Annotated in this window: 15 protein-coding genes; 8 read left to right on the top strand and 7 right to left on the bottom strand. The window is 73.0% G+C overall.

The annotated features are described in order from the left end of the window. Positions 1-89 precede the first annotated feature (89 nt). From ABD292_RS34690 to ABD292_RS34705, 4 genes are all read left to right on the top strand, one after another. Entirely contained in the window at positions 90-590 is a 501-nt protein-coding gene (locus ABD292_RS34690; RefSeq protein ID WP_091076051.1) for a cell division protein SepF, read from the top strand. Positions 591-670: 80 nt separating this feature from the next. Further along, positions 671-958 (top strand): YggT family protein, encoded by a 288-nt coding sequence (locus ABD292_RS34695; protein ID WP_020545512.1) that lies wholly within the window; start codon positions 671-673, stop codon positions 956-958. 107 nt (positions 959-1,065) lie between these two features. Next, positions 1,066-1,938 carry a DivIVA domain-containing protein gene (locus ABD292_RS34700; protein WP_344214883.1) on the top strand — a complete coding sequence of 291 codons (873 nt, stop codon included), beginning with the start codon at positions 1,066-1,068 and terminating at the stop codon, positions 1,936-1,938. A 41-nt stretch (positions 1,939-1,979) separates the two neighbouring features. Next, positions 1,980-4,217 (top strand): hypothetical protein, encoded by a 2,238-nt coding sequence (locus tag ABD292_RS34705; protein ID WP_344214885.1) that lies wholly within the window; start codon positions 1,980-1,982, stop codon positions 4,215-4,217. A gap of 73 nt (positions 4,218-4,290) precedes the next feature. Here ABD292_RS34705 and ileS read toward each other — a convergent pair whose 3' ends face one another. After that, positions 4,291-7,446, bottom strand: coding sequence for an isoleucine--tRNA ligase (gene ileS / locus ABD292_RS34710; protein ID WP_344214887.1), 3,156 nt, complete (start codon positions 7,444-7,446; stop codon positions 4,291-4,293). 455 nt (positions 7,447-7,901) lie between these two features. Between ileS and ABD292_RS34715 the strand changes: the two genes are divergently transcribed. Genes ABD292_RS34715 through ABD292_RS34725 form a run of 3 tightly spaced genes read left to right on the top strand, consistent with a single transcriptional unit; the run spans position 7,902 to position 9,812 of the window. After that, positions 7,902-8,291 (top strand): TraR/DksA family transcriptional regulator, encoded by a 390-nt coding sequence (locus tag ABD292_RS34715; RefSeq protein ID WP_344214889.1) that lies wholly within the window; start codon positions 7,902-7,904, stop codon positions 8,289-8,291. 38 nt (positions 8,292-8,329) lie between these two features. Then, on the top strand, positions 8,330-8,890 hold the full coding sequence (gene lspA / locus ABD292_RS34720; protein ID WP_344214891.1) for a signal peptidase II: 561 nt from the start codon (positions 8,330-8,332) through the stop codon (positions 8,888-8,890). After that, the gene (locus tag ABD292_RS34725; protein ID WP_344214893.1) at positions 8,883-9,812 is read left to right on the top strand and encodes an RluA family pseudouridine synthase; all 930 of its coding nucleotides are present in this window, start codon (positions 8,883-8,885) and stop codon (positions 9,810-9,812) included. Before lspA ends, ABD292_RS34725 begins: the two co-directional genes overlap by 8 nt. 10 nt (positions 9,813-9,822) lie before the next feature. On the opposite strand, the gene ABD292_RS34730 is transcribed toward ABD292_RS34725, so the two are convergent. Genes ABD292_RS34730 through ABD292_RS34755 form a run of 6 tightly spaced genes read right to left on the bottom strand, consistent with a single transcriptional unit; the run spans position 9,823 to position 16,961 of the window. Then, on the bottom strand, positions 9,823-11,412 hold the full coding sequence (locus tag ABD292_RS34730; protein ID WP_344214895.1) for a serine/threonine-protein kinase: 1,590 nt from the start codon (positions 11,410-11,412) through the stop codon (positions 9,823-9,825). A gap of 9 nt (positions 11,413-11,421) precedes the next feature. Then, positions 11,422-11,733: an AzlD domain-containing protein gene (locus ABD292_RS34735; RefSeq protein ID WP_344214897.1), complete on the bottom strand. Its 312-nt coding sequence runs from the start codon at positions 11,731-11,733 to the stop codon at positions 11,422-11,424. Positions 11,734-11,740: 7 nt separating this feature from the next. After that, positions 11,741-12,406: an AzlC family ABC transporter permease gene (locus ABD292_RS34740; protein ID WP_344214898.1), complete on the bottom strand. Its 666-nt coding sequence runs from the start codon at positions 12,404-12,406 to the stop codon at positions 11,741-11,743. A gap of 10 nt (positions 12,407-12,416) precedes the next feature. After that, complete coding sequence (locus ABD292_RS34745; protein ID WP_344214900.1) at positions 12,417-13,259, bottom strand: AraC family transcriptional regulator; 843 nt, start codon at positions 13,257-13,259, stop codon at positions 12,417-12,419. Positions 13,260-13,288: 29 nt separating this feature from the next. Next, positions 13,289-15,139 (bottom strand): serine/threonine protein kinase, encoded by a 1,851-nt coding sequence (locus ABD292_RS34750; RefSeq protein WP_344214902.1) that lies wholly within the window; start codon positions 15,137-15,139, stop codon positions 13,289-13,291. Between the two features lie 10 nt (positions 15,140-15,149). After that, a complete protein-coding gene (locus ABD292_RS34755; RefSeq protein WP_344214904.1) occupies positions 15,150-16,961 on the bottom strand; it encodes a serine/threonine-protein kinase in 1,812 nt (603 codons plus the stop codon). A gap of 1,026 nt (positions 16,962-17,987) precedes the next feature. On the opposite strand from ABD292_RS34755, the gene ABD292_RS34760 reads away from it, so the two are divergent. After that, positions 17,988-18,287: a chorismate mutase gene (locus ABD292_RS34760; RefSeq protein WP_344215068.1), complete on the top strand. Its 300-nt coding sequence runs from the start codon at positions 17,988-17,990 to the stop codon at positions 18,285-18,287. Positions 18,288-18,298 lie beyond the last annotated feature (11 nt).

Raw genomic sequence — 18,298 nt, forward strand, 5'->3', positions numbered from 1 at the left:
GAGGGTCTGAGCGGGTCACGTGATACCGCCTCGGCGCCGGGACACCGGGCCCGAGCGAGGGCGACCATGAGCAGGAGGACGACGTAGCGATGGCCGGCGCGATGCGCAAGATGGCGGTCTACCTCGGTCTCGTGGAGGACGACCGCTACGAGAGGTATGAGACCTACCAGGACGATTACGCCTACGAGGACGAGGCGCAGCGGACCGGCGAGGAGCGGCCCGTGGCGGTCCAGGACCGCGACGACGAGCCTGACGCCCCGGTGCCCGCGCCCAGGCCCTCCACGGCGATCCTGGAGCGCCGCACGACCGATCTGGCCCGCATCACCACGCTCCACCCGCGCACGTACAACGAGGCGCGCACCATCGGCGAGCACTTCCGCGACGGCACCCCGGTCATCATGAACCTGACCGAAATGGTTGACAGCGACGCCAAACGGCTGGTCGATTTCGCGGCAGGTCTGGTCTTTGGCCTACACGGAAGCATTGAACGTGTTACCAACAAGGTGTTCCTGTTGTCCCCTGCCAATGTCGAGGTGACCGCCGAGGACAAGGCTCGAATCGCGGAACGCGGGTTCTTCAATCAGAGTTAGAGTCTCTGTATGTCCAACCCACCCCACCCGGTCTCGGCGAGACGGGGAGGGCTCATCAGAAGTGGAGGCTCGGCCGGGCCGTGGCGATCGTAGGTCAGATCTTGGTCGTAGTCCTGTCTCTCTACTTGGTGCTGCTCATCGGCAGAATGATCTTCGAGACCGTGCAGGCCTTCGCCAGACACTGGCGGCCGACCGGGCTCGTGCTGGTGCTGGCAGAGGCCACGTACACCGCGACGGATCCACCTCTGAAGTTCCTCCGCCGTTTCATTCCCCCGCTCCGGTTGGGTACGGTGGCCTTTGACCTAAGCTTCACCGTCCTCTTCATCGTGGTCCTGATCCTGATCCAGCTCGCGGGGCTGCTGCGGTGAACGGGACCGGTGCCGCGCAGGTCGTGTTCCAACTCGTGTCCGCGCTGAAGTGATTCGGGTTACCGTCCCTCCGGACAGACTCCAAGCGCGCCAAGGAGACCAAAAAGATGCCGCTGACGCCCGCTGATGTGCGGAACAAGCAGTTCAGTACCACCCGGCTGCGGCCGGGCTACGACGAGGAAGAGGTCGACGCCTTCCTCGACGAGGTGGAGGCTGAGCTTGACCGCCTGATCCAAGAGAACGAGGAGCTCCGAGCCAAGCTGGCCGAGTGCCTGCGCGGGAAGGTGCCGGGCGGCATGAGCATGCCCATGGCCTCCGCCCCGGTCCAGGAGCAGCCCAAGCCCGAGATGATGGCGCCGCCGCAGCCGGAGCCCATGCGGGCCCCCGAGCCGCCGCCGGTGCAGCAGCAGCCGATGCCCGTGGCCATGAACATGCCTCCCGCCGAGGACAACATGGACACCGCGGCCCGCGTGCTCGCGCTCGCCCAGCAGACCGCCGACCAGGCGATCGCCGACGCCCGCCGCGAGGCGGACGAGACCGTCACCCGCGCCCGCCGCGAGGCCGACGAGATCCTCACCAAGGCCCGCCGCCAGGCCGAGCAGGTCATCGGCGACGCCCGCGCCCGCGCCGAGACCCTGGAGCGCGACGCGCAGGAGCGCCACCGTCAGGCCATGGGCTCGCTGGTGCAGACCCGCGACGAGCTGGAGCGCAAGGTCGAGGAGCTGCGCAGCTTCGAGCGTGAATACCGCAGCAGGCTCAAGCTCTACCTGGAGAACCAGCTCGCCGAGCTCAACGTCTCGGCCGAGGGCAGCGGAGGGTTCCCGGTCATGTCCGGTGGTCCCGGCGGTCAGGCTCCGGCCATGCACGCCGTGCCGCAGGGCGGCCAGCCGCCGCTTCCCGGCAGCCCCAACCCCTTCGGCGGCGAGGCTCCTCAGGGTGCTTTTCCCGGCGGTGACGGTCCCCACAACGACCGCCGGTAAAGTAACGGGTCACTAGGACCTGTCACTCGAAAGAGCCCTCTGTGATCCTTATCAGTGCTGGTTTGGTGCTCGCGGCGGTCGTGTTGCTGATCGCGGGCTTCGTACTGGCGAAGCCGTTCCTGATCATGTGGTCCATCGTGGTCAGCGTGCTGTCCGCGCTGTTCCTGGTGATCGGGGCGTTCCTGCGGAGACACGAGCTGTTCCCCGGTGGTGGGCGGGCCGCCGCACCGGCCACCCCCCCTCCTACGGGGCTCATGCCGCCGCCTCCTGGCTCGCCGTACAACCAGACCGGTCCTGTGGCTCACCAGCCGCCGCCCCATACGCGCCCGCAGCCGCAGCCGCCGCAGCGGACGGTGACCCTTCCGGCCACCGGTCCGCGCCGCCCCCCGGCCGGCGGTGTCGCACCGGACGCGATCGTGCTGGTGATCCCCGGCCGCAAGCGCTACCACGTGGCCGGCTGCCGGCAGCTCGCCGGCCGGGAGCACGAGGAGCTCACCTACGAGGAGGCACGCGAGGAGGGCTTCACGCCCTGCACGGCGTGCCTGCCCGACGCAGCGCTCGGCGGACGGCAGCTGCCGCCTGCCGCCGACCCCGAGCCCGCCGCCGCCCCCGGCTCCGCGCCCGCCGTGGAGAGCCGGGCGGAGCCGCCCGCAGAACCCCGCACCCCGTCCACGCCTCGCCCAGGCCCGCAACCGGCCAGCGGCCCGCAGCCGTCTACTGGCCCGCAGGCGTCTACTGGTGCACGCTCAGCCGCCGATGCGCAACCGGGCACCGGCCCGCGGTCGCCCAGTGGCCCGCAGCCGTCTTCCGGCCCGCAGGCGTCTACTGGTGCACGCCCGGCCGCCGATGCGCAGCCGGCCACAGGCCCCCAGTCGGGCACCGGCCCTCAGTCGGGCAGCCGTCCGCAGCCGTCCACCGGCCCGCAGGCGGCTACTGGCCCACGGTCGCCCAGTGGCCCGCAGGCGGCTTCCGGTCCGCACGCGGGTACCGGTCCGAAGCCCGGTGAAGGCGCTCGGTCCGGCGATGTGCCGCAGTCCGGAACCAGACCGGCTGCCCGGCAGGAGCCCGCCGGAGCTGAGGCCGAGGGGGCGAAGTCCGGAGACAGGCCGGAGCAGGCCGCCGCCCGCGAGGAAGGCGCCACCGGATGGTTCGGCAGGCCGGCCGCCGCGTCGGCAGGCCAGGCCGGGGCCAAGGGCCCGGCCGCCCCCCGCGCTGGGTCCGAGGACGAGCAGGGGGAGACGCAGACCTCCATCTTCCGGCCGCCGCCGTACGCGAGCCGGCCCCAGTCCACGCCGCCCGGCAAGAGCTCCCGTTCCGAGGACGAGCCCGGCCCGCGCCCCGAGGGCAAGAAGCCCGGCACCCCGTCCGCGAAGCCCACCGCCTCCGGCACTACGGGAGCGGCATCCGAGGCCGCCGCCGGCAAGCCCGGCAAGCCCGGCGCGACGCCTGGCAAGCCCACTGCGACTTCCGGGGAGCCTGCCGGCAAGTCCAGTAAGCCTGCCGGCAAGTCCAGTAAGCCTGCCACGACGTCTGGCGAGCCTGTCGGCGCGTCCGGCAAGTCTGCCGCGACCCCCGGTAAGTCCGCCGTCACGTCCGCCGAGCCAGTCGGCGCATCCGGTGAGCCTGGCGAGAAGCCTGGTAAGCCTGCCGCGACGTCCGGGGAGCCTGCCGGTACGTCCGGCAAGCCTGGTGCGACGTCCGGTAAGTCCGTTGCCGGCAAGTCCGCTGCCACCCCCGGTGCATCCGGCGAGCCCGCCGCGGCGTCCGGTAAGTCCACCACCACCTCCGGTAAGCCCGTCACGTCCGGTGGTTCCTCTGGAGTCAAGGGTGGGACGCCGCCCGAGGGGGACGCCGAGCGTACCGATCCCGCGCTGCGCCTTCCGGGTCGGCCTGAGGGGGCGGGGCGGGCCGGCGGTGACGAGGATGATGATTCCGGGCCGTCCACGGCGCCGCAGCCGCGGATCACGGTCGCGCCGAAGGAGCGGACCGAGCGGGCGCAGGAGTCTTCCGCCGCTTCCCGGACCACGGTGTTCCCCGTCGCCGGACAGGAGGAGTCCGAGGGTGAGAGCGGTGAGGAGCCGGCGGGGCCGAAGCAGGCGGACCAGGGTGCCGGCGCGGTGAAGGTCATCGCCGGCACGCGCCGCTACCACGGCGCCGACTGTCCGTTGATCAAGGGTGCGGGGGACCGCGACATCGAGACGATGACGGTCGCCGCGGCGGAGGCCGCCGGGCTGACGATCTGCCCGATCTGCCGGCACGACCGCGAATCGGTCTCCTGACCCCTCCTTCCCGAGCACACGCGAACGCCCCCGGTCAGTACACGACCGGGGGCGTTCGCCGTACCAGAAGGGGTCAGGCGCGGCGGAGCTGGAAGGTCAGGGACAGGTCGTCGTCCGTGTGGACGGGCAGACCGTCGGCGGTGCCCTCCGTCAGCGACGTCGCCAGCACCTCCTCCGCCACGACGCGCGGCTCCTCCCGCAGCGCGGCGGCGAGCTCCGGCGACGTGGCCGACCACCACAGCTCGATGCGGTCCGTGATCGACAGCCCGGTGGCCTTGCGGGCCTCCTGGACCAGGCGGATCACCTCGCGCAGCAGCCCGGCGCGGCGCAGCTCGTCCGTGAGCTCCAGGTCCAGGGCGATGGTCTCGCCCGCGCCCGCGCCGATGGCGCCGGTCTCCACGGCCCAGCCCGACTTGGGCTGCTCGTTGACGATCACGTCGTCGGGGCCGAGCATGATCTCGCCGAGCTCGTCCGCCTCGACCATGACCGTGCCGCCGGCGCGGATGGCGCGGGCCACGCGGGCCGGGTCGGCGGCGGTGACGGCCGCGGCCACCAGCTTCGTACGGGGCCCGAACCGCTTGCCCAGCGTCCGGAAGTTGGGCTTGACCGTGTAGGACACGAGGTCGGCGCTGAAGCCCGACATGTCCTCCAGGGTCTGGACGTTGAGCTCCTCGGCCACCAGCCCCCGCAGCTCGCCGGGCAGCGTCTGCCAGCCGTGCGCGCCCACCAGCGCCCGCCGCAGCGGCTGCCGGGTCTTGACGCCGGAGGTGGCGCGGGCCGAGCGGCCCAGCTCCACCAGCCGCCGCACCAGCGCCATCCGGTCGGACAGCACCGGGTCGATGAGGTCCTGGCGCGCCTCCGGCCAGGACGCCAGGTGCACGGAGACGGGGGCGTCGGCCGGGCGGAGGACGTCCCAGAGGTGGTCGGTGACGAACGGCGTGACGGGCGCCATCAGCCGCAGCACCGTCTCCAGGCACTCGTACAGGGTCGCGAAGGCGTCCTCGGAGCCCTGCCAGAAGCGGCGGCGCGAGCGGCGGACGTACCAGTTGGACAGGTCGTCGAGGAACTCGGCGAGGCGGCGGCCGGCCCGCTGGGTGTCGTACTCGTCGAAGGCGGCCGTGACCTCGGCGACCGTGCGGTGCAGCTCGGCGAGGGCCCAGCGGTCGAGCAGCGAGCGCTCGGCGGCCGGGGTGGCCTCGGCCAACTTGGCCGGGGTCCAGGACTCGGCGTTGGCGTAGAGGGTGAAGAACGACGAGGTGTTCCACAACGTCAGGAGGACCTTGCGGACGATCTCCTCCAGGACGTTGTGTCCCACGCGCCGGGCCGACCACGGCGAGCCGGAGCAGGCCATGAACCAGCGCAGCGCGTCGGCGCCGTGCTCGTCCATGAGCGGGATCGGCTCCAGGATGTTGCCGAGGTGCTTGCTCATCTTGCGGCCGTCCTCGGCGAGGATGAGGCCGAGGCAGAGCACGTTCTCGTAGGAGGACTGGCCGAAGACGAGCGTGCCGACGGCCATGAGCGAGTAGAACCAGCCGCGGGTCTGGTCGGTGGCCTCGCAGATGAACTGCGCCGGGTAGACGCCCTCGGGCTTGCCGCGTTCGCCCCACTGCGCAAACGGCATCGAGCCGGAGTCGTACCAGGCGTCGATGACGTCCGGCACCCGGCGGGCCTCGGCGCCGCAGCTCGGGCAGGGGAAGGTGACGTCGTCCACGAAGGGGCGGTGCGGGTCGAGCGCGGAGACGTCCCGCCCGGCCAGCGTGCCCAGCTCCTCCAGCGACCCGACGCACGTGACGTGGCCGTCGTCCTCGCCGCACACCCACAGCGGCAGCGGCGTGCCCCAGTAGCGCGAGCGCGACAGCGACCAGTCGACGTTGTTGCGCAGCCACTCGCCGAACCGGCCCCACTTGATCGTCTCAGGGAACCAGTTGGTGTCGGCGTTCTCGGCCAGCATCTGGTCCTTGACCGCGGTGGTGCGGATGTACCAGGACGGGAGCGCGTAGTAGAGCAGCGCCGTGTGGCAGCGCCAGCAGTGCGGGTAGCTGTGGTCGAAGTGGCCGCCGCGGTAGAGCAGGCCGCGGGCGCGCAGGTCGTCGGTCAGCCGCTCGTCGGCGTCCTTGAAGAAGGTGCCGCCGACCATGGGCACGTCGTCGAGGAAGCGGCCGTCGGGGCCGATCGGGTTGACGACCGGCATGTCGTAGCGCTTGATGACCGCCATGTCGTCGGCGCCGAACGCGGGGGCCTGGTGGACCAGGCCGGTGCCGTCCTCGACGGTGACGTAGTCGCCGAGCACGACGTAGTGGGCGCCGGGGATGTCGACCAGCTCGAACGGCCGCGCGTACGGAGTGTGCTCCAGCTCGCGGCCGGTGTAACGGGCCACCTCGGTGGCGCCCTCGCCGAGGACCGACAGCAGCGGCTCGGCCACGACCAGGACCTCGCCGTCGGCGGTGCGCGCGGCGACGTAGGTGACGTCGGGGTGCACGGCGACGGCGGTGTTGGACACCAGCGTCCACGGCGTGGTGGTCCAGATCAGCAGCGAGGCGTTCAGCTCGGCCAGCGGGCCGGACAGCACCGGCATGCGGACGTAGACCGACGGGCTGGAGACGGTCTCGTACGCGCCGGGCTGGCCCATCTCGTGATCGGAGAGGCCGGTGCCGCAGCGCGGGCAGTAGGGCGTGATCCGGAAGTCGCGGAACAGCAGCCCCTTGTCGTGGATGACCTTCAGCGACCACCACACGGACTCGACGTAGGACGGGTCCATGGTGCGGTAGGCCTGCGACAGGTCGATCCAGTAGCCCATCCGCTCGGTGAGCTGCTCGAAGGCGTCCACGTTCCGCAGCACCGACTCGCGGCACTTGGCGTTGAACTCGGCGATGCCGTACGTCTCGATGTCCCGCTTGCCGGACAGGCCCAGCTCGCGCTCGACGCCCACCTCGACGGGCAGGCCGTGGCAGTCCCAGCCGGCCTTGCGCGGGACGCTGAAGCCGCGCATCGACTTGTAGCGGGGGAAGAGGTCCTTGAAGACGCGCGCCTCGACGTGGTGCACCCCGGGCAGGCCGTTGGCGGTGGGCGGGCCCTCGTAGAAGACCCACGACGGGTTGCCCGCGTTCTGCTCCACGGAACGCTCGAAGATCTTCCCGTCCCGCCAGCGGTCGAGGACCTCGCGCTCGAGCGCGGGCAGGTCGACCTGCGCGGGGAGAGGGCGGAAGGTTGGGGAAGACATCTCGGGCATGACCTCCACGCTTGATCGGCCGACAGGGCGAGCGTGAAGGGACGAAGCCGTGCGGCTCCGCGGTACCACCCTTCTTGACTCCGCCCTGCGGGCGGAGCCCTCTTCTTTGGGTCTGCTGCCGGGTCTAATGAGCTCGCGGGCGAGCCGTTCTTCCGGCGGCTCCGGGGTGATATCCCTCACATTCGGGGCCCCATCGACGCCTTGCAGGTCTTCAACAATAACGCAGAGCCGGGGCCGGAGCTTCCAGGTTTGCGGTGGCGTCCGTGAAGGCCGGAGGGTACGCAACCCGTAAACACCGACAAAGTTGTGGGAATGGACGCCGCCGCGGAGGAGTTGAACGCGCGAGCCGGGATAGTACGGGGAAGGCAAACCGTGCGGCGGGTCGTTTGTCGTTCCGTTATCAGGATCCTAAGCTGCCCGCACCCTTATGGCCTTGATCAGCAATGGAGGCAAGCATGGCGGCAGTCACGCAGACCGCTACACCGTCGATGTGGTCGAACAAGGAGCTGGCCGAGGTACGCGACAGGCTCCAGCAGGAGATCGACGAGCTCGAGGCGGACATCCTCCGGCACGAGAACGAGATAGCCTCCGGGGAGATCACCCAGGGAGCCGGCGACGACCAGGCGGACGCCGGCGCCAAGACGTACGAGCGCGAACGTGAGATCGCCCTTACCCTGAATGCGCGCGATCTGGTCGCGCAGAACGAACGTGCGATCGCCAGGATCGACGCAGGGACCTATGGAGTGTGCGAATCGTGCCACAAGCCGATCGGCAAGGAGCGCCTGCAGGCGTTCCCGAGGGCGACGCTGTGCGTGGCCTGCAAGCAGAAGGAGGAGCGCCGCTAGGCCGACCTCGCCGTCGCCGCCTGGTCGCGCTCCTCGTCGTGCTGTCGGCCGTGATCTACACGGCCGACCTCATCACCAAGACGGTGGTGTTGCGGACACTTGAGGGCCAGGCGCCGCTGGTCGTCATCCAGGACGTCCTGCAGTTCCGGGTGATCTTCAACTCCGGTGCCGCGTTCAGCATCGGCACCGGGATGACCTTCGTCTTCACGCTGATCGCCGCCGGCGTGGTGGTGGCGATCATCCGCACCGCACGTCAACTGGGCAGCCGGGCGTGGGCCGTCACGCTCGGCCTGCTGCTCGGCGGCGCCCTCGGCAACCTCACCGACCGGCTGCTGCGCTACCCGTCGGGGTTCGGGCGGCCGACCCAGCTCCAGGGGCACGTGGTCGACTTCATCGAGGTGCTGCCCGGCCACTTCCCCGTCATCGACTACTTCCCGGTCTTCAACATCGCCGACTCCGCCATCGTCTGCGGCGGCATCCTGGCGGTGCTGCTGGCCTGGCGGAACGTACAGATCGACGGGACCAAGGAGAGCGCCGACCAGGCGAAGCCGGACGGCGGCAAGGCGGACGGCGGCAAGGAGGCGGGCGCGAGTGAGTGAGCAGCGCAGCCTGCCGGTGCCCGACGGCCTGGAGGGCGAGCGGCTCGACGCCGCGCTCTCGCGGCTGTTCGGCTTCTCCCGCACCCGGGCCGCCGACCTGATCGCGGGCGGCGACGTGCTGGTGGACGGCCGGCAGCCGGCCAAGTCGGACCGCGTGCAGGCGGGCGCGTGGCTGGAGGTCACCCTGCCGCCGCCGGTCACCACGCCCATGCCCGTGGCCGAGCCGGTGCCCGGCATGACCATCGTGTACGAGGACGACGACATCGTCGTGGTCAACAAGCCCATCGGCGTGGCCGCCCACCCGACCGTCGGCTGGACCGGCCCCACGGTCATCGGCGGGCTGCTCGGCGCCGGGCACACCATCGCCACCAGCGGCGCCGCCGAGCGCCAGGGCATCGTGCACCGCCTCGACGCCAACACCACCGGGGCCATGGTCGTGGCCAAGAGCGAGCACGCCTACTCCCACCTCAAGCGCGCCTTCAAGGAGCGCACGGTCGACAAGCGCTACCACGCGCTGGTCCAGGGGCACCCCGACCCGTTCCGCGGCACGGTGGACGCGCCCATCGACCGTCACCCGTCGGGCGACGGCCGCTTCGCGGTGGTGGCCGGCGGCAAGCCGTCCGTCACCCACTACGACACGATCGAGGCGTTCCGCGCGGCCTCGCTGCTGGACATCAAGCTGGAGACCGGGCGCACCCACCAGATCCGGGTGCACATGTCCGCCCTGCGGCACCCGTGCGTCGGCGACCTGCTCTACGGCGCCGACCCCACGCTCGCCGCCCGCCTCGGGGTCACCCGGCAGTGGCTGCACGCGGTGGCGCTCGGGTTCGAGCACCCGTCCACGGGCGACTGGATGTCGTTCAGCACCGACTATCCTGCGGACCTGCAGAAGGCGCTGGACGTGGTGCGCGAGGAGTCCTGAGGGCGCGCGGTCACTGCGACCCCTCGATCACGCCGGACGTTTCCGGGTCGGACGGCTGGTCGTCCTCTCCGCCGGTGTCCCGTTTCTCGCCGCCGCCGTTGTCGTCCCCGCCGTTCTCGTCCTTGCGGTCCTTGCCGCCTTTGTTGCCCTTGTCGTCGGCGGGGGCCGAGGTCCTGGCGGGGGTCCTCCTCTGGGTCGGGCGATCGCCGGTGGGGGAGGGCGTGGCGTCCGGTGACCGCTGGGGCGCCGGCGCCTCGCCGCTCGGCCGGGACGGCGGCTCGGTGTCCGCCGGGCGGGACTCCTCCTTCTCGGCGGAGGGTCGTGAGGAGGACTCGGTGACGACGGCCGGCTGGGTGGACGACGGAGGGCGTTCCGTGTCCGACGCGCGGCTGGACCACCAGGCCGCGCCGCCGGTGACCGCGGCCACCAGGACCACGCCTCCGGCGAGCGCCGCCAGCGCGAACCCGCGCCGCCGCCTCCCCGCCCCGAAAGCCGCGCCCGCGCCTGCGCCCGCCGCGGCACCTGCGCCTGCGCCCGCACCTGCGCCTGCGCCCGCACCTGCGCCTGCGCCCGCACCTGCCGCCCGGTGATCCCCGCCCGCCGCCGCGACGCCGCCGTACGCCGCCTGGGCGTCGGCGTCCGCCGGTCGCGTCTCCCCGGCCGCGTAGGCGTCCGCCGCGCCGCCGGCCGGTCCGCCCGGGACCGTCCCCGCGTCCAGCCCTGCCGCGCCCGCCACGGGGGTGGGCATGATCCTGGTGGCCCGCGCCGGTTCGGGGGCGACGCCCATCACGATCGCGGTGAGCCGTCGTTCGGCCTCGTCCAGCGTCATGCGTTCGTTCGGGTTCTTGCGCAGCAGCCCGTCCAGCACCGGGGCGAGCGCGCCCGCGTGGGTCGCCGGCTCCGGCTTGGCGTGCATGACCGCGCCCAGCGTGGTCAGGGGGTTGGTGCGCTGGAAGGGGGAGTGGCCCTCGACGGCCTGGTAGAGCGTGACCCCTAACGACCACAGGTCCGACGCGGGCGAGGCGCGCCCGCCCGCCGCCCGCTCGGGTGCGATGAAGGCGGGCGTCCCGATGAGGACGCCCGTCCGGGTCATGGTGCTGTCGTCCTCGGTGGTGGCGATGCCGAAGTCGGTCAGCACGGCCCGGCCGTCCTCGGCGAGCAGCACGTTGTCCGGTTTGACGTCGCGGTGCAGCACCCCGGCGGCGTGCGCGGCGCGCAGCGCCTGGAGCAGCTGCACGCCGATCTGCGCGGCGTCGTACGGGGACAGCGGCCCGTCCTCCCTGATCGCCTCGCCGAGCGTGCGCGAACGGACAAGCTGCATGACGATCCAGGGGTGCCCGTCCTCCTCCAGGACGTCGTACACCGTGGCCACGCCCGGATGCGCCACCCGGCCGGCCGCCCTGGCCTCGCGGAAGGTGCGCCGGGAGAACACCTCGCGCTCAGGGCCGGTCAGGTCGGGCGGGGGCACGACCTCCTTGACCGCCACGTCCCGGCCCAGCACTTCGTCGTGCGCCTGCCAGACCTTGCCCATGCCGCCCTTGCCGATCGCCTTGAGCAGCCGATATCTCCCGCCGACCATCACCGCCGCTGAATCGGACATGCATCGCGACTACCCCAGAAGCAGCCGGGCAAGCGCGGTGACCGCCGCCGCGGCGAACAGCACGGCGAGGAACGGCGCCCGCAGCAGCAGCGCGACCACCGCCGCGGCGAGCCCCGCCGTACGGGCCGGGTCGACGTGCAGCTCGCCCGCCTCGGTGAACGTCTGGACCGCGATCAGCGCGGCCAGCAGCGCCACCGGCACCAGCTCGGCGAACCTGCGCACCACGGGATGCTCCAGCACCCACCTCGGCGCGGCCAGCCCCGAGAGCTTCAGCGCGTAGCAGCCCGCGCACAGGGCGGCGATCGCCCACCACAACGTCATCGCCGCCTCACCTCCGGATCAGGGCCGGCAGCACGGCCGCGGCCGACAGCAGCACAGGGACGCCCGGCGGCAGGAACGGCGTGGCGCACAGCGCGAGCGCCGCCGCGCCCGCCGCGAGCGCGCGCAGCTCGCGGCTCGCGCTCAGCCGGGGCCAGAGGATGGCGAGGAACGCGGCCGGTCCCACCACGTCCAGCCCGAGGGCGCCGGGGTCGCCGAGGAACGCGGTGCCGTACGCGCCCGCGAGCGTCGTCAGGTTCCAGGCGATGTAGAGGCTGACGAAGGTGACCGTGAAGCCCGTGCGCGCCGACTCCCTGTCGGGCTGGGCGAGCGCGACGGCCGCGGTCTCGTCGATCACGCCGTGCGCGGCCAGCAGCCGCCGGGGGCCACGTACCCGGAGCAGGTCGGCGAGGCGCAGGCCGTACAGGGTGTTGCGGCCGCCGAGCAGCAGCGCGCCGGCGACGGCGGCCAGCGGGTCGCCGCCCGCGCCGACGGCTCCGGTCAGCGCGAACTGGGAGGCGCCCGTGAACGTCAGCAGGCTCAGCACGCACGCCTGCGGCACGCTCAGCCCCGCGGTGACGGCCGCGGCCCCGAAGGCGATCCCTGACAGCCCCACGGCCAGGCCCACGCCCAGACCGTCCCGCACGGCGGCGGGACGATGTGTCGTTCCATCCATGGCCAGGAGGTTAGGTGCCGGGCGTTTCGTCCGTCTTGTACGTTCCTGCGGCACGTTGGTAGGCGGCCGGCGGAACCCCCACGATGCGGCGGAAGTGCCGGGTGAGGTGCGCCTGGTCGGTGAACCCCACCTCGGCGGCCACCTGCGCCGGCCGTACGCCGTCCTCCAGCAGGCGGCGCGCGGTGCGGACGCGGAGCGAGGTCAGGTACGCGTGCGGCGGCAGCCCCGTCGCCTCCTTGAAGGCCCGCAGCAGCCCGAACGGCCGCGCCCCCACCGCCGCGGCCAGCTCCTCCAGCGCGGGCGGGTCCACCAGGCTCTCGTGCAGCAGCTCCAGGGCCTCCCGCACGGCCCGGCCGCCCGCAGGCGACAGCGGCCGCACCGGGCGGGGCGCGGCGTGGCGGGTCAGCAGCCGGGCGAACATCGTCCGGCTCAGCGTGGAGGCGGCCAGCGCGTCACCCCGCTCGGCCGCCTGGTGCGCCCGCGCCAGCAGCGCCGCCACCGCCTCGTCGCGTACCACCTGGCGCGGGAAGTGCGGCGTCGCGTAGGGGGCGCGCAGCTCGGCCGCGATCCCGGTCAGCGCCTCGATCGACGGGTAGAGCATCCGATACGACCAGCCCTCCGGCGTGCCCGCCTGGCCCGTGTGCACCGACTCGGGGTTGACCAGCACCAGCTCGCCCGCGCCCGCCCGGTGGGTGGTGCCCCGGTAGTCGAACTCCTCCACGCCCCTGACGATCACGCCGATGGCGTAGCCGTCGTGGACGTGGCGGGAGAAGCGGTGGGTGACGTAGCGGGCCTTGAGCAGGTCCGTCCCCGGCACCGCGGGGTGCCGCCAGAAGTGGGCTAGCTCTTTCACGCCTGGTCTCTGCTCACGGGTCCGGGCCCTCACTGAGGGCGGAAGGTCCTCACGAAGGCGTCGAAGTAGTGACGGTCGCGGGCCCAGCGGGAGTCGAGGGTCTCCCAGTAGAGGGCGAACGGGCGGCCGTCGGCGGTGTGGAAGCCGCGGTTGACGACGTGGATGAGGCTCCCGGAGCGGGTCCGGGTGAACTCCCAGTCGGCGGCCTCCCGTCCAAGGTACCTGACGCCGGTGATGCCGATGCGGGTGTAGTCGCGGAACTCGCCCTTGGCGCGGATCTCCCGTTCGAGGCCCAGCCAGTGGGCCTTCGGGTCCTGCCACGGGATGTCGGGGACGGTCCACTCGACGATCAGGGCGCCGGGGGTGTCGGGGCCGGTGAGGCGGATGCTGTCCCTGTCGGGGTTCTTCGTGGCCCGCCAGCCCTTGGGGAGGCCGATGGTGAAGCCGCCCGCCGAGTTGGTGAGCGTACGCCAGCCCGCGGGGAGGGGGCGGGTCGTGGGGTTGGGCGAGGAGGTGACGGACGGCGTCGGCTCCGGCTGATCGGTCGCCGTCGGACCGGTTTCCGTCGGGCCGGTCGTCGGGCCGGTCGTCGGGCCGGCCGCCGTCGGGCCGATGGCCGTCAGGTCGGTCGCTGTCGGGTGGGCTCCCGGGGAGGACGTCTGGGGCGAGGCTGAGCGGTCGTACAGCATCCAGCCCCCCACGCCGAGTGCGCCGAGCGCCGCCAGCGCGGCCACGACGGCCGCCACGACGGCCAGCGGCCCCCTGCCGCGCCGGGACCGCCCCTCCGGCACCGTGACGTGCGCCCGGCCCGGCTCCTGCGTCGCGTGCGGCCCGCCCGGGGTGGCGGGCACCTGCCCGAAGGAGTGGTGCACCTGACCGGCAGGGCCGGAAGGCTGCCCGAAGGGGGCAGGAGGTTGCCCCGAGGGGCCGGAGACCTGCCCGGCAGGGTCGGAGAACTGCCCGGAGGGGCCGGGGAAGGGTGTGCCAGGGCCGGGAGGCTGCCCGGAGAGGGCGGGAGGTTGCCCGGAGGGGCCCGAGAACTGGCCGGCGGGGCCGGGGAAGGGGGCGGAGCGCGTCGTGTGGGCGGTGGCGATTTCGTGCAGCAGGCGTGCCGCCTCCCCGGCCGGCAGCCGGCCGGCCGGGTCCCGGTGGAGCAGCCCCATGACGACCGGCGCGAGCGCCCCCGCCCGGCGCGGCGGCTCGGGCTGGTCGCGCAGCACCGCCGCCACGGTCGCCGCCCACGATTCGCGCTTGAACGGCGGCTCGCCCTCGACCGCCGCGTACAGCGTCGCCCCCAGCGCCCACAGGTCGGACTCCGGCCGCGCGGGCTCGCCGTTCAGCCGCTCAGGCGGCATGTACGCGGGCGTGCCCACCAGCCCGCCGGTCGCCGTCAGCCCCGCCTCGGCCTCCAGCGAGGCGATGCCGAAGTCGGTCAGCACCACCCGGCCGTCGTCGGCCAGCAGCACGTTCTCCGGTTTGACGTCACGGTGCAGCACCCCGGTGGCGTGCGCGGCCCGCAGCGCGTCCAGCACCCGGCCGCCGATCACCGCCACCTGGCCGACCGGCAGCGGCCCCTGCTCGCGCACCACCTGCGCGAGCGAGCGCGAGCGTACGAGCTGCATCACGATCCACGGCCGGCCGTCCTCCTCGACCACGTCGTGGACGACCACCACCGACGGGTGGTCCAGGCGGCCCGCCGCCCTCGCCTCCCTGATCGTGCGCCGGTTGAGCTCGGCCCGCCGCTCGTCGCCGACGCCGGCGTAGCGGACCTCCTTGATCGCGACGGTCCGGTCGAGCAGCTCGTCGTAGGCCCGCCAGACCACGCCCATGCCGCCCTCGCCGAGGGGTTCGAGGAGACGGTAGCGGTTGCTGACACGCACGGCGGGAAGCCTACTTGGCCGGTTTGAACGACGCGCAGAACCCTTCGAAGAAGCGGTAGTCGGCCTTCCAGTGGCTGTTGAGCGTGTGCCAGTAGATGGCGTACGCGCGCCCGTTGTCGGTGACGAAGCCCCGGTTGCGCACCCGCGTCTTGCCGGTGTTGGTGTTCCAGGTGAAGTCCCAGTCGGCGGCGGACTTCTGGTAGTCGACGCGCTTGATGTCGAGCTTCTTGTAGCCGCCGAAGTTGTGCTTCAGCACCGGCTCCTGCTTCTTCCAGTCCTTGTACGGGTCCTTGCCCGGCTTGGCGGCCTCCTCGACCATGACGTACGCGTTGGACGCCGCCCCCGGACCCTTGAACTTGACCTGCAGCCCGCTGCGGTCCCACACCTCCCAGCCGGGAGGCAGGCCGATGGTGAAGCCCATCTTCTTGTCCTTGTACCACTTCCAGCCCTTGGGCAGCGAGGCCTCGGCGGTCTTCTCCTCGCTCGGGGACGCGCTCGGGGAGGCGCTCGGCGTGGCCGTGGGGCTCGGCGTGGCGGAGGCGCTCGGCGACGGGCCGTCCGACGGCGTGCCCTCGCTCGCCGACGGCGAGGACGGCGGGGCCGGCGGGGACGCCGCCGTGCTCACGCCCGCCGTGGAGGCGCCGGCGTCGCCGGTGTCGTCGCCGGGGCCGGAACGCAGGCCGAGGTAGCCGGCCACGCCCGCGATGAGCAGGACCGCGAGCGCCGCCGCGATCACCGGGCCGGGCCGCTTCTGCTCCGACGGCGAGGCCGTGTCCGTGGTGGACTCCGCGGGCGGCTTCGGGCCGGCGGTCACCGGCGTGAGCCTGGCGCCCGTCTCGGGCGGCGTGCCGGCGGCGGGCAGGAGGTCGGGATCGGTGGGGGTGTCGTCCTCGGCGGGCGGCTTGGGCTGGTAGGGCTGCCTGCGCGGCCGGGCCGGCTTCGCGGACGACCTGGTCTCGCGCGGCGCGGAGGCCGGGAACTGCGTGGTGGCCGACGGGCTCGCCTGCGCGATCGCCCCGCGCAGCATGCGCTCGGCCTCCTCGTACGTCAGCCGCTGCACCGGCTCCTTGGCCAGCAGCCCGGCGATCACGTCGGCCAGCGGACCCGCGTGCGGCGCGGGGTCGGGCTCGTCGGTCAGCACGGCGTGCATGGTCGCCAGCGCCATGCCGCGCTCGTGCGGCGAGCGGCCCTCCACCGCCGTGTAGAGGGTGGCGCCCAGCGACCACAGGTCGGACTCGCGCCGCGCGGGCAGCCCCTTCAGCCGCTCGGGGGCGATGAACGCCGGCGTGCCCGCCAGGCCCGTCACCGTGAGCTGCGTCTCGGTCTCCAGCGTGGCGATGCCGAAGTCGGTGAGCACCACGCGGCCGTCGTCGGCCAGCAGCACGTTCTCGGGCTTGACGTCGCGGTGCAGCACGCCCGCCTCGTGCGCGCGGTGCAGCGCGTCGAGCACGGCGATGCCGATCTCGGCCACCCGCTTGGGCGGCAGCGGCCCCTCCTGCTTGATGACCGTCCCCAGCGAGCGCGACTGCACGAGCTGCATGACGATCCAGGGACGGTCGTCCTCCTCGATCACGTCGTGCACGACGATCACGTTGGGGTGCTCGAACCTGGCCGCCGCCCTCGCCTCGCGCATCGTGCGCCGGTTCAGGAGCTGCACTTCCTCGCCCAGGGCGGCCGCGTAGCGGACCTCCTTGACCGCGACGGTGCGGTCGAGCAGCTCGTCGTGGGCTCGCCAGACGATGCCCATCCCGCCCCGGCCGATGATCTCCTGCAGCTGGTAGCGGCCGGCGATGCGACGTCCTGCCTGCTTACGATCCGACATCAACGGCCTCAAACCCTCCCTCTCGGCCAAGAAATACTCCCATAGCGGGGGATCATCGGCGACTCGCGCGAAGGACAGTCCGCCATACGAGAAGGGCCGTCCAGCAGGTGAGAACAGGGTGTAGGCTGCTCGCATGACTTGTCGCCAGGTGTTTACCGAGCCGGCTCCGGGAGGGCCGGTCGGCAGCTAGCGACCACCTGGAGCCGGCACGAGGCAGAGACGCACCCGTCTCTGCCTTTTTGTATTCCCGCCGGCTCCTGTCCGCATGGCGTGTGGGCCGGCCTGTGCAGAGAGGGTTCGGTCATGTCGTCGACCTTGGAACGGCACGCGGTGGCCGTCGGTGAACTGCTTGTGGGCGAGGGGCCCGCCGTGGTGATCGGGGACCGGGTGAGCCTGCGGGCCCATCCGGCGGAGGCGGACGCGTACGAGGTGCTGCGGGAGGCCCGCGGACTGCCGGGCGCGCTCATCGAAGGCGCTCCGGAGGGCGCGCAGGCCCGTGAGGGGGCCGCGGCCGTGCTCGCCGAGCCGCGCACCGCCGCCGACCTGCCGGCCGTCGCCGCGCTCGCGGACGCGGTCGTGGTGGGGGCGGCGTGGACGCGCGACATCCCGCTCGTACGGGCGGCGGCGGAGCTCGGGCTGCCGGTCGTCGTCGAGCGGCGGGCGGGCGCGCCGCTGGGGGAGTGGCTCGGGCTGGCGGACTACTGCGCCCTGGAGGGCGACGGGCGGGTGATCCTCTGTGAGCGCGGCCCGCTCGACCTCGGGCTGCTGCGGGCGGCCCGTACGGCGTCGGGACGGCCGGTGCTGGCCGACGTCTCGGCCGACCCCGGCCTGTCCGCGGCCGCCGTCGCCGCCGGCGCCGACGGGCTCATCGTCCACGCCCCCGCCCCTTTGCGCCTCGCCCCGGCCTTGCCGTACGGGACGCCGCCCCTTCCGCGCGGTGGCGCCGTACGGCGGGGGACGGCCGGCCAGGACGCGAAGGCGGAGGCGCTGACGGCGTGGCGGACGGCAGAGGAGGCCGTGACGGTCGTGGGGGCGTTGCTGCGGCCCGAGTCGCCCGCGACGATCCCCGAGTGCCGGGCCGCCATCGACCGCGTGGACGCCGCCCTGGCCACCCTCCTCGAACGGCGTGCCGCCCTCGCGGGCACCGTCCAGCGCCTCAAGCCCGTCGGCGGCTTCGCTGGACGCGACCTGGCCAGGGAACGCGCCCTGGTGGCCCGCATGGCCCTGCGCGCGCCGTCCCTCGGTGAGGCCCGGCTGGCCCCCGTCATGAACGCCGTCATCGAGGCGGGCCTCCACCTGGCCGAGGAACGCGGCCACCACCACTGACCCCCTCCACC

The sequence above is a fragment of the Nonomuraea bangladeshensis genome (assembly GCF_039529455.1).
Classification (GTDB): Bacteria; Actinomycetota; Actinomycetes; order Streptosporangiales; family Streptosporangiaceae; genus Nonomuraea; species Nonomuraea bangladeshensis.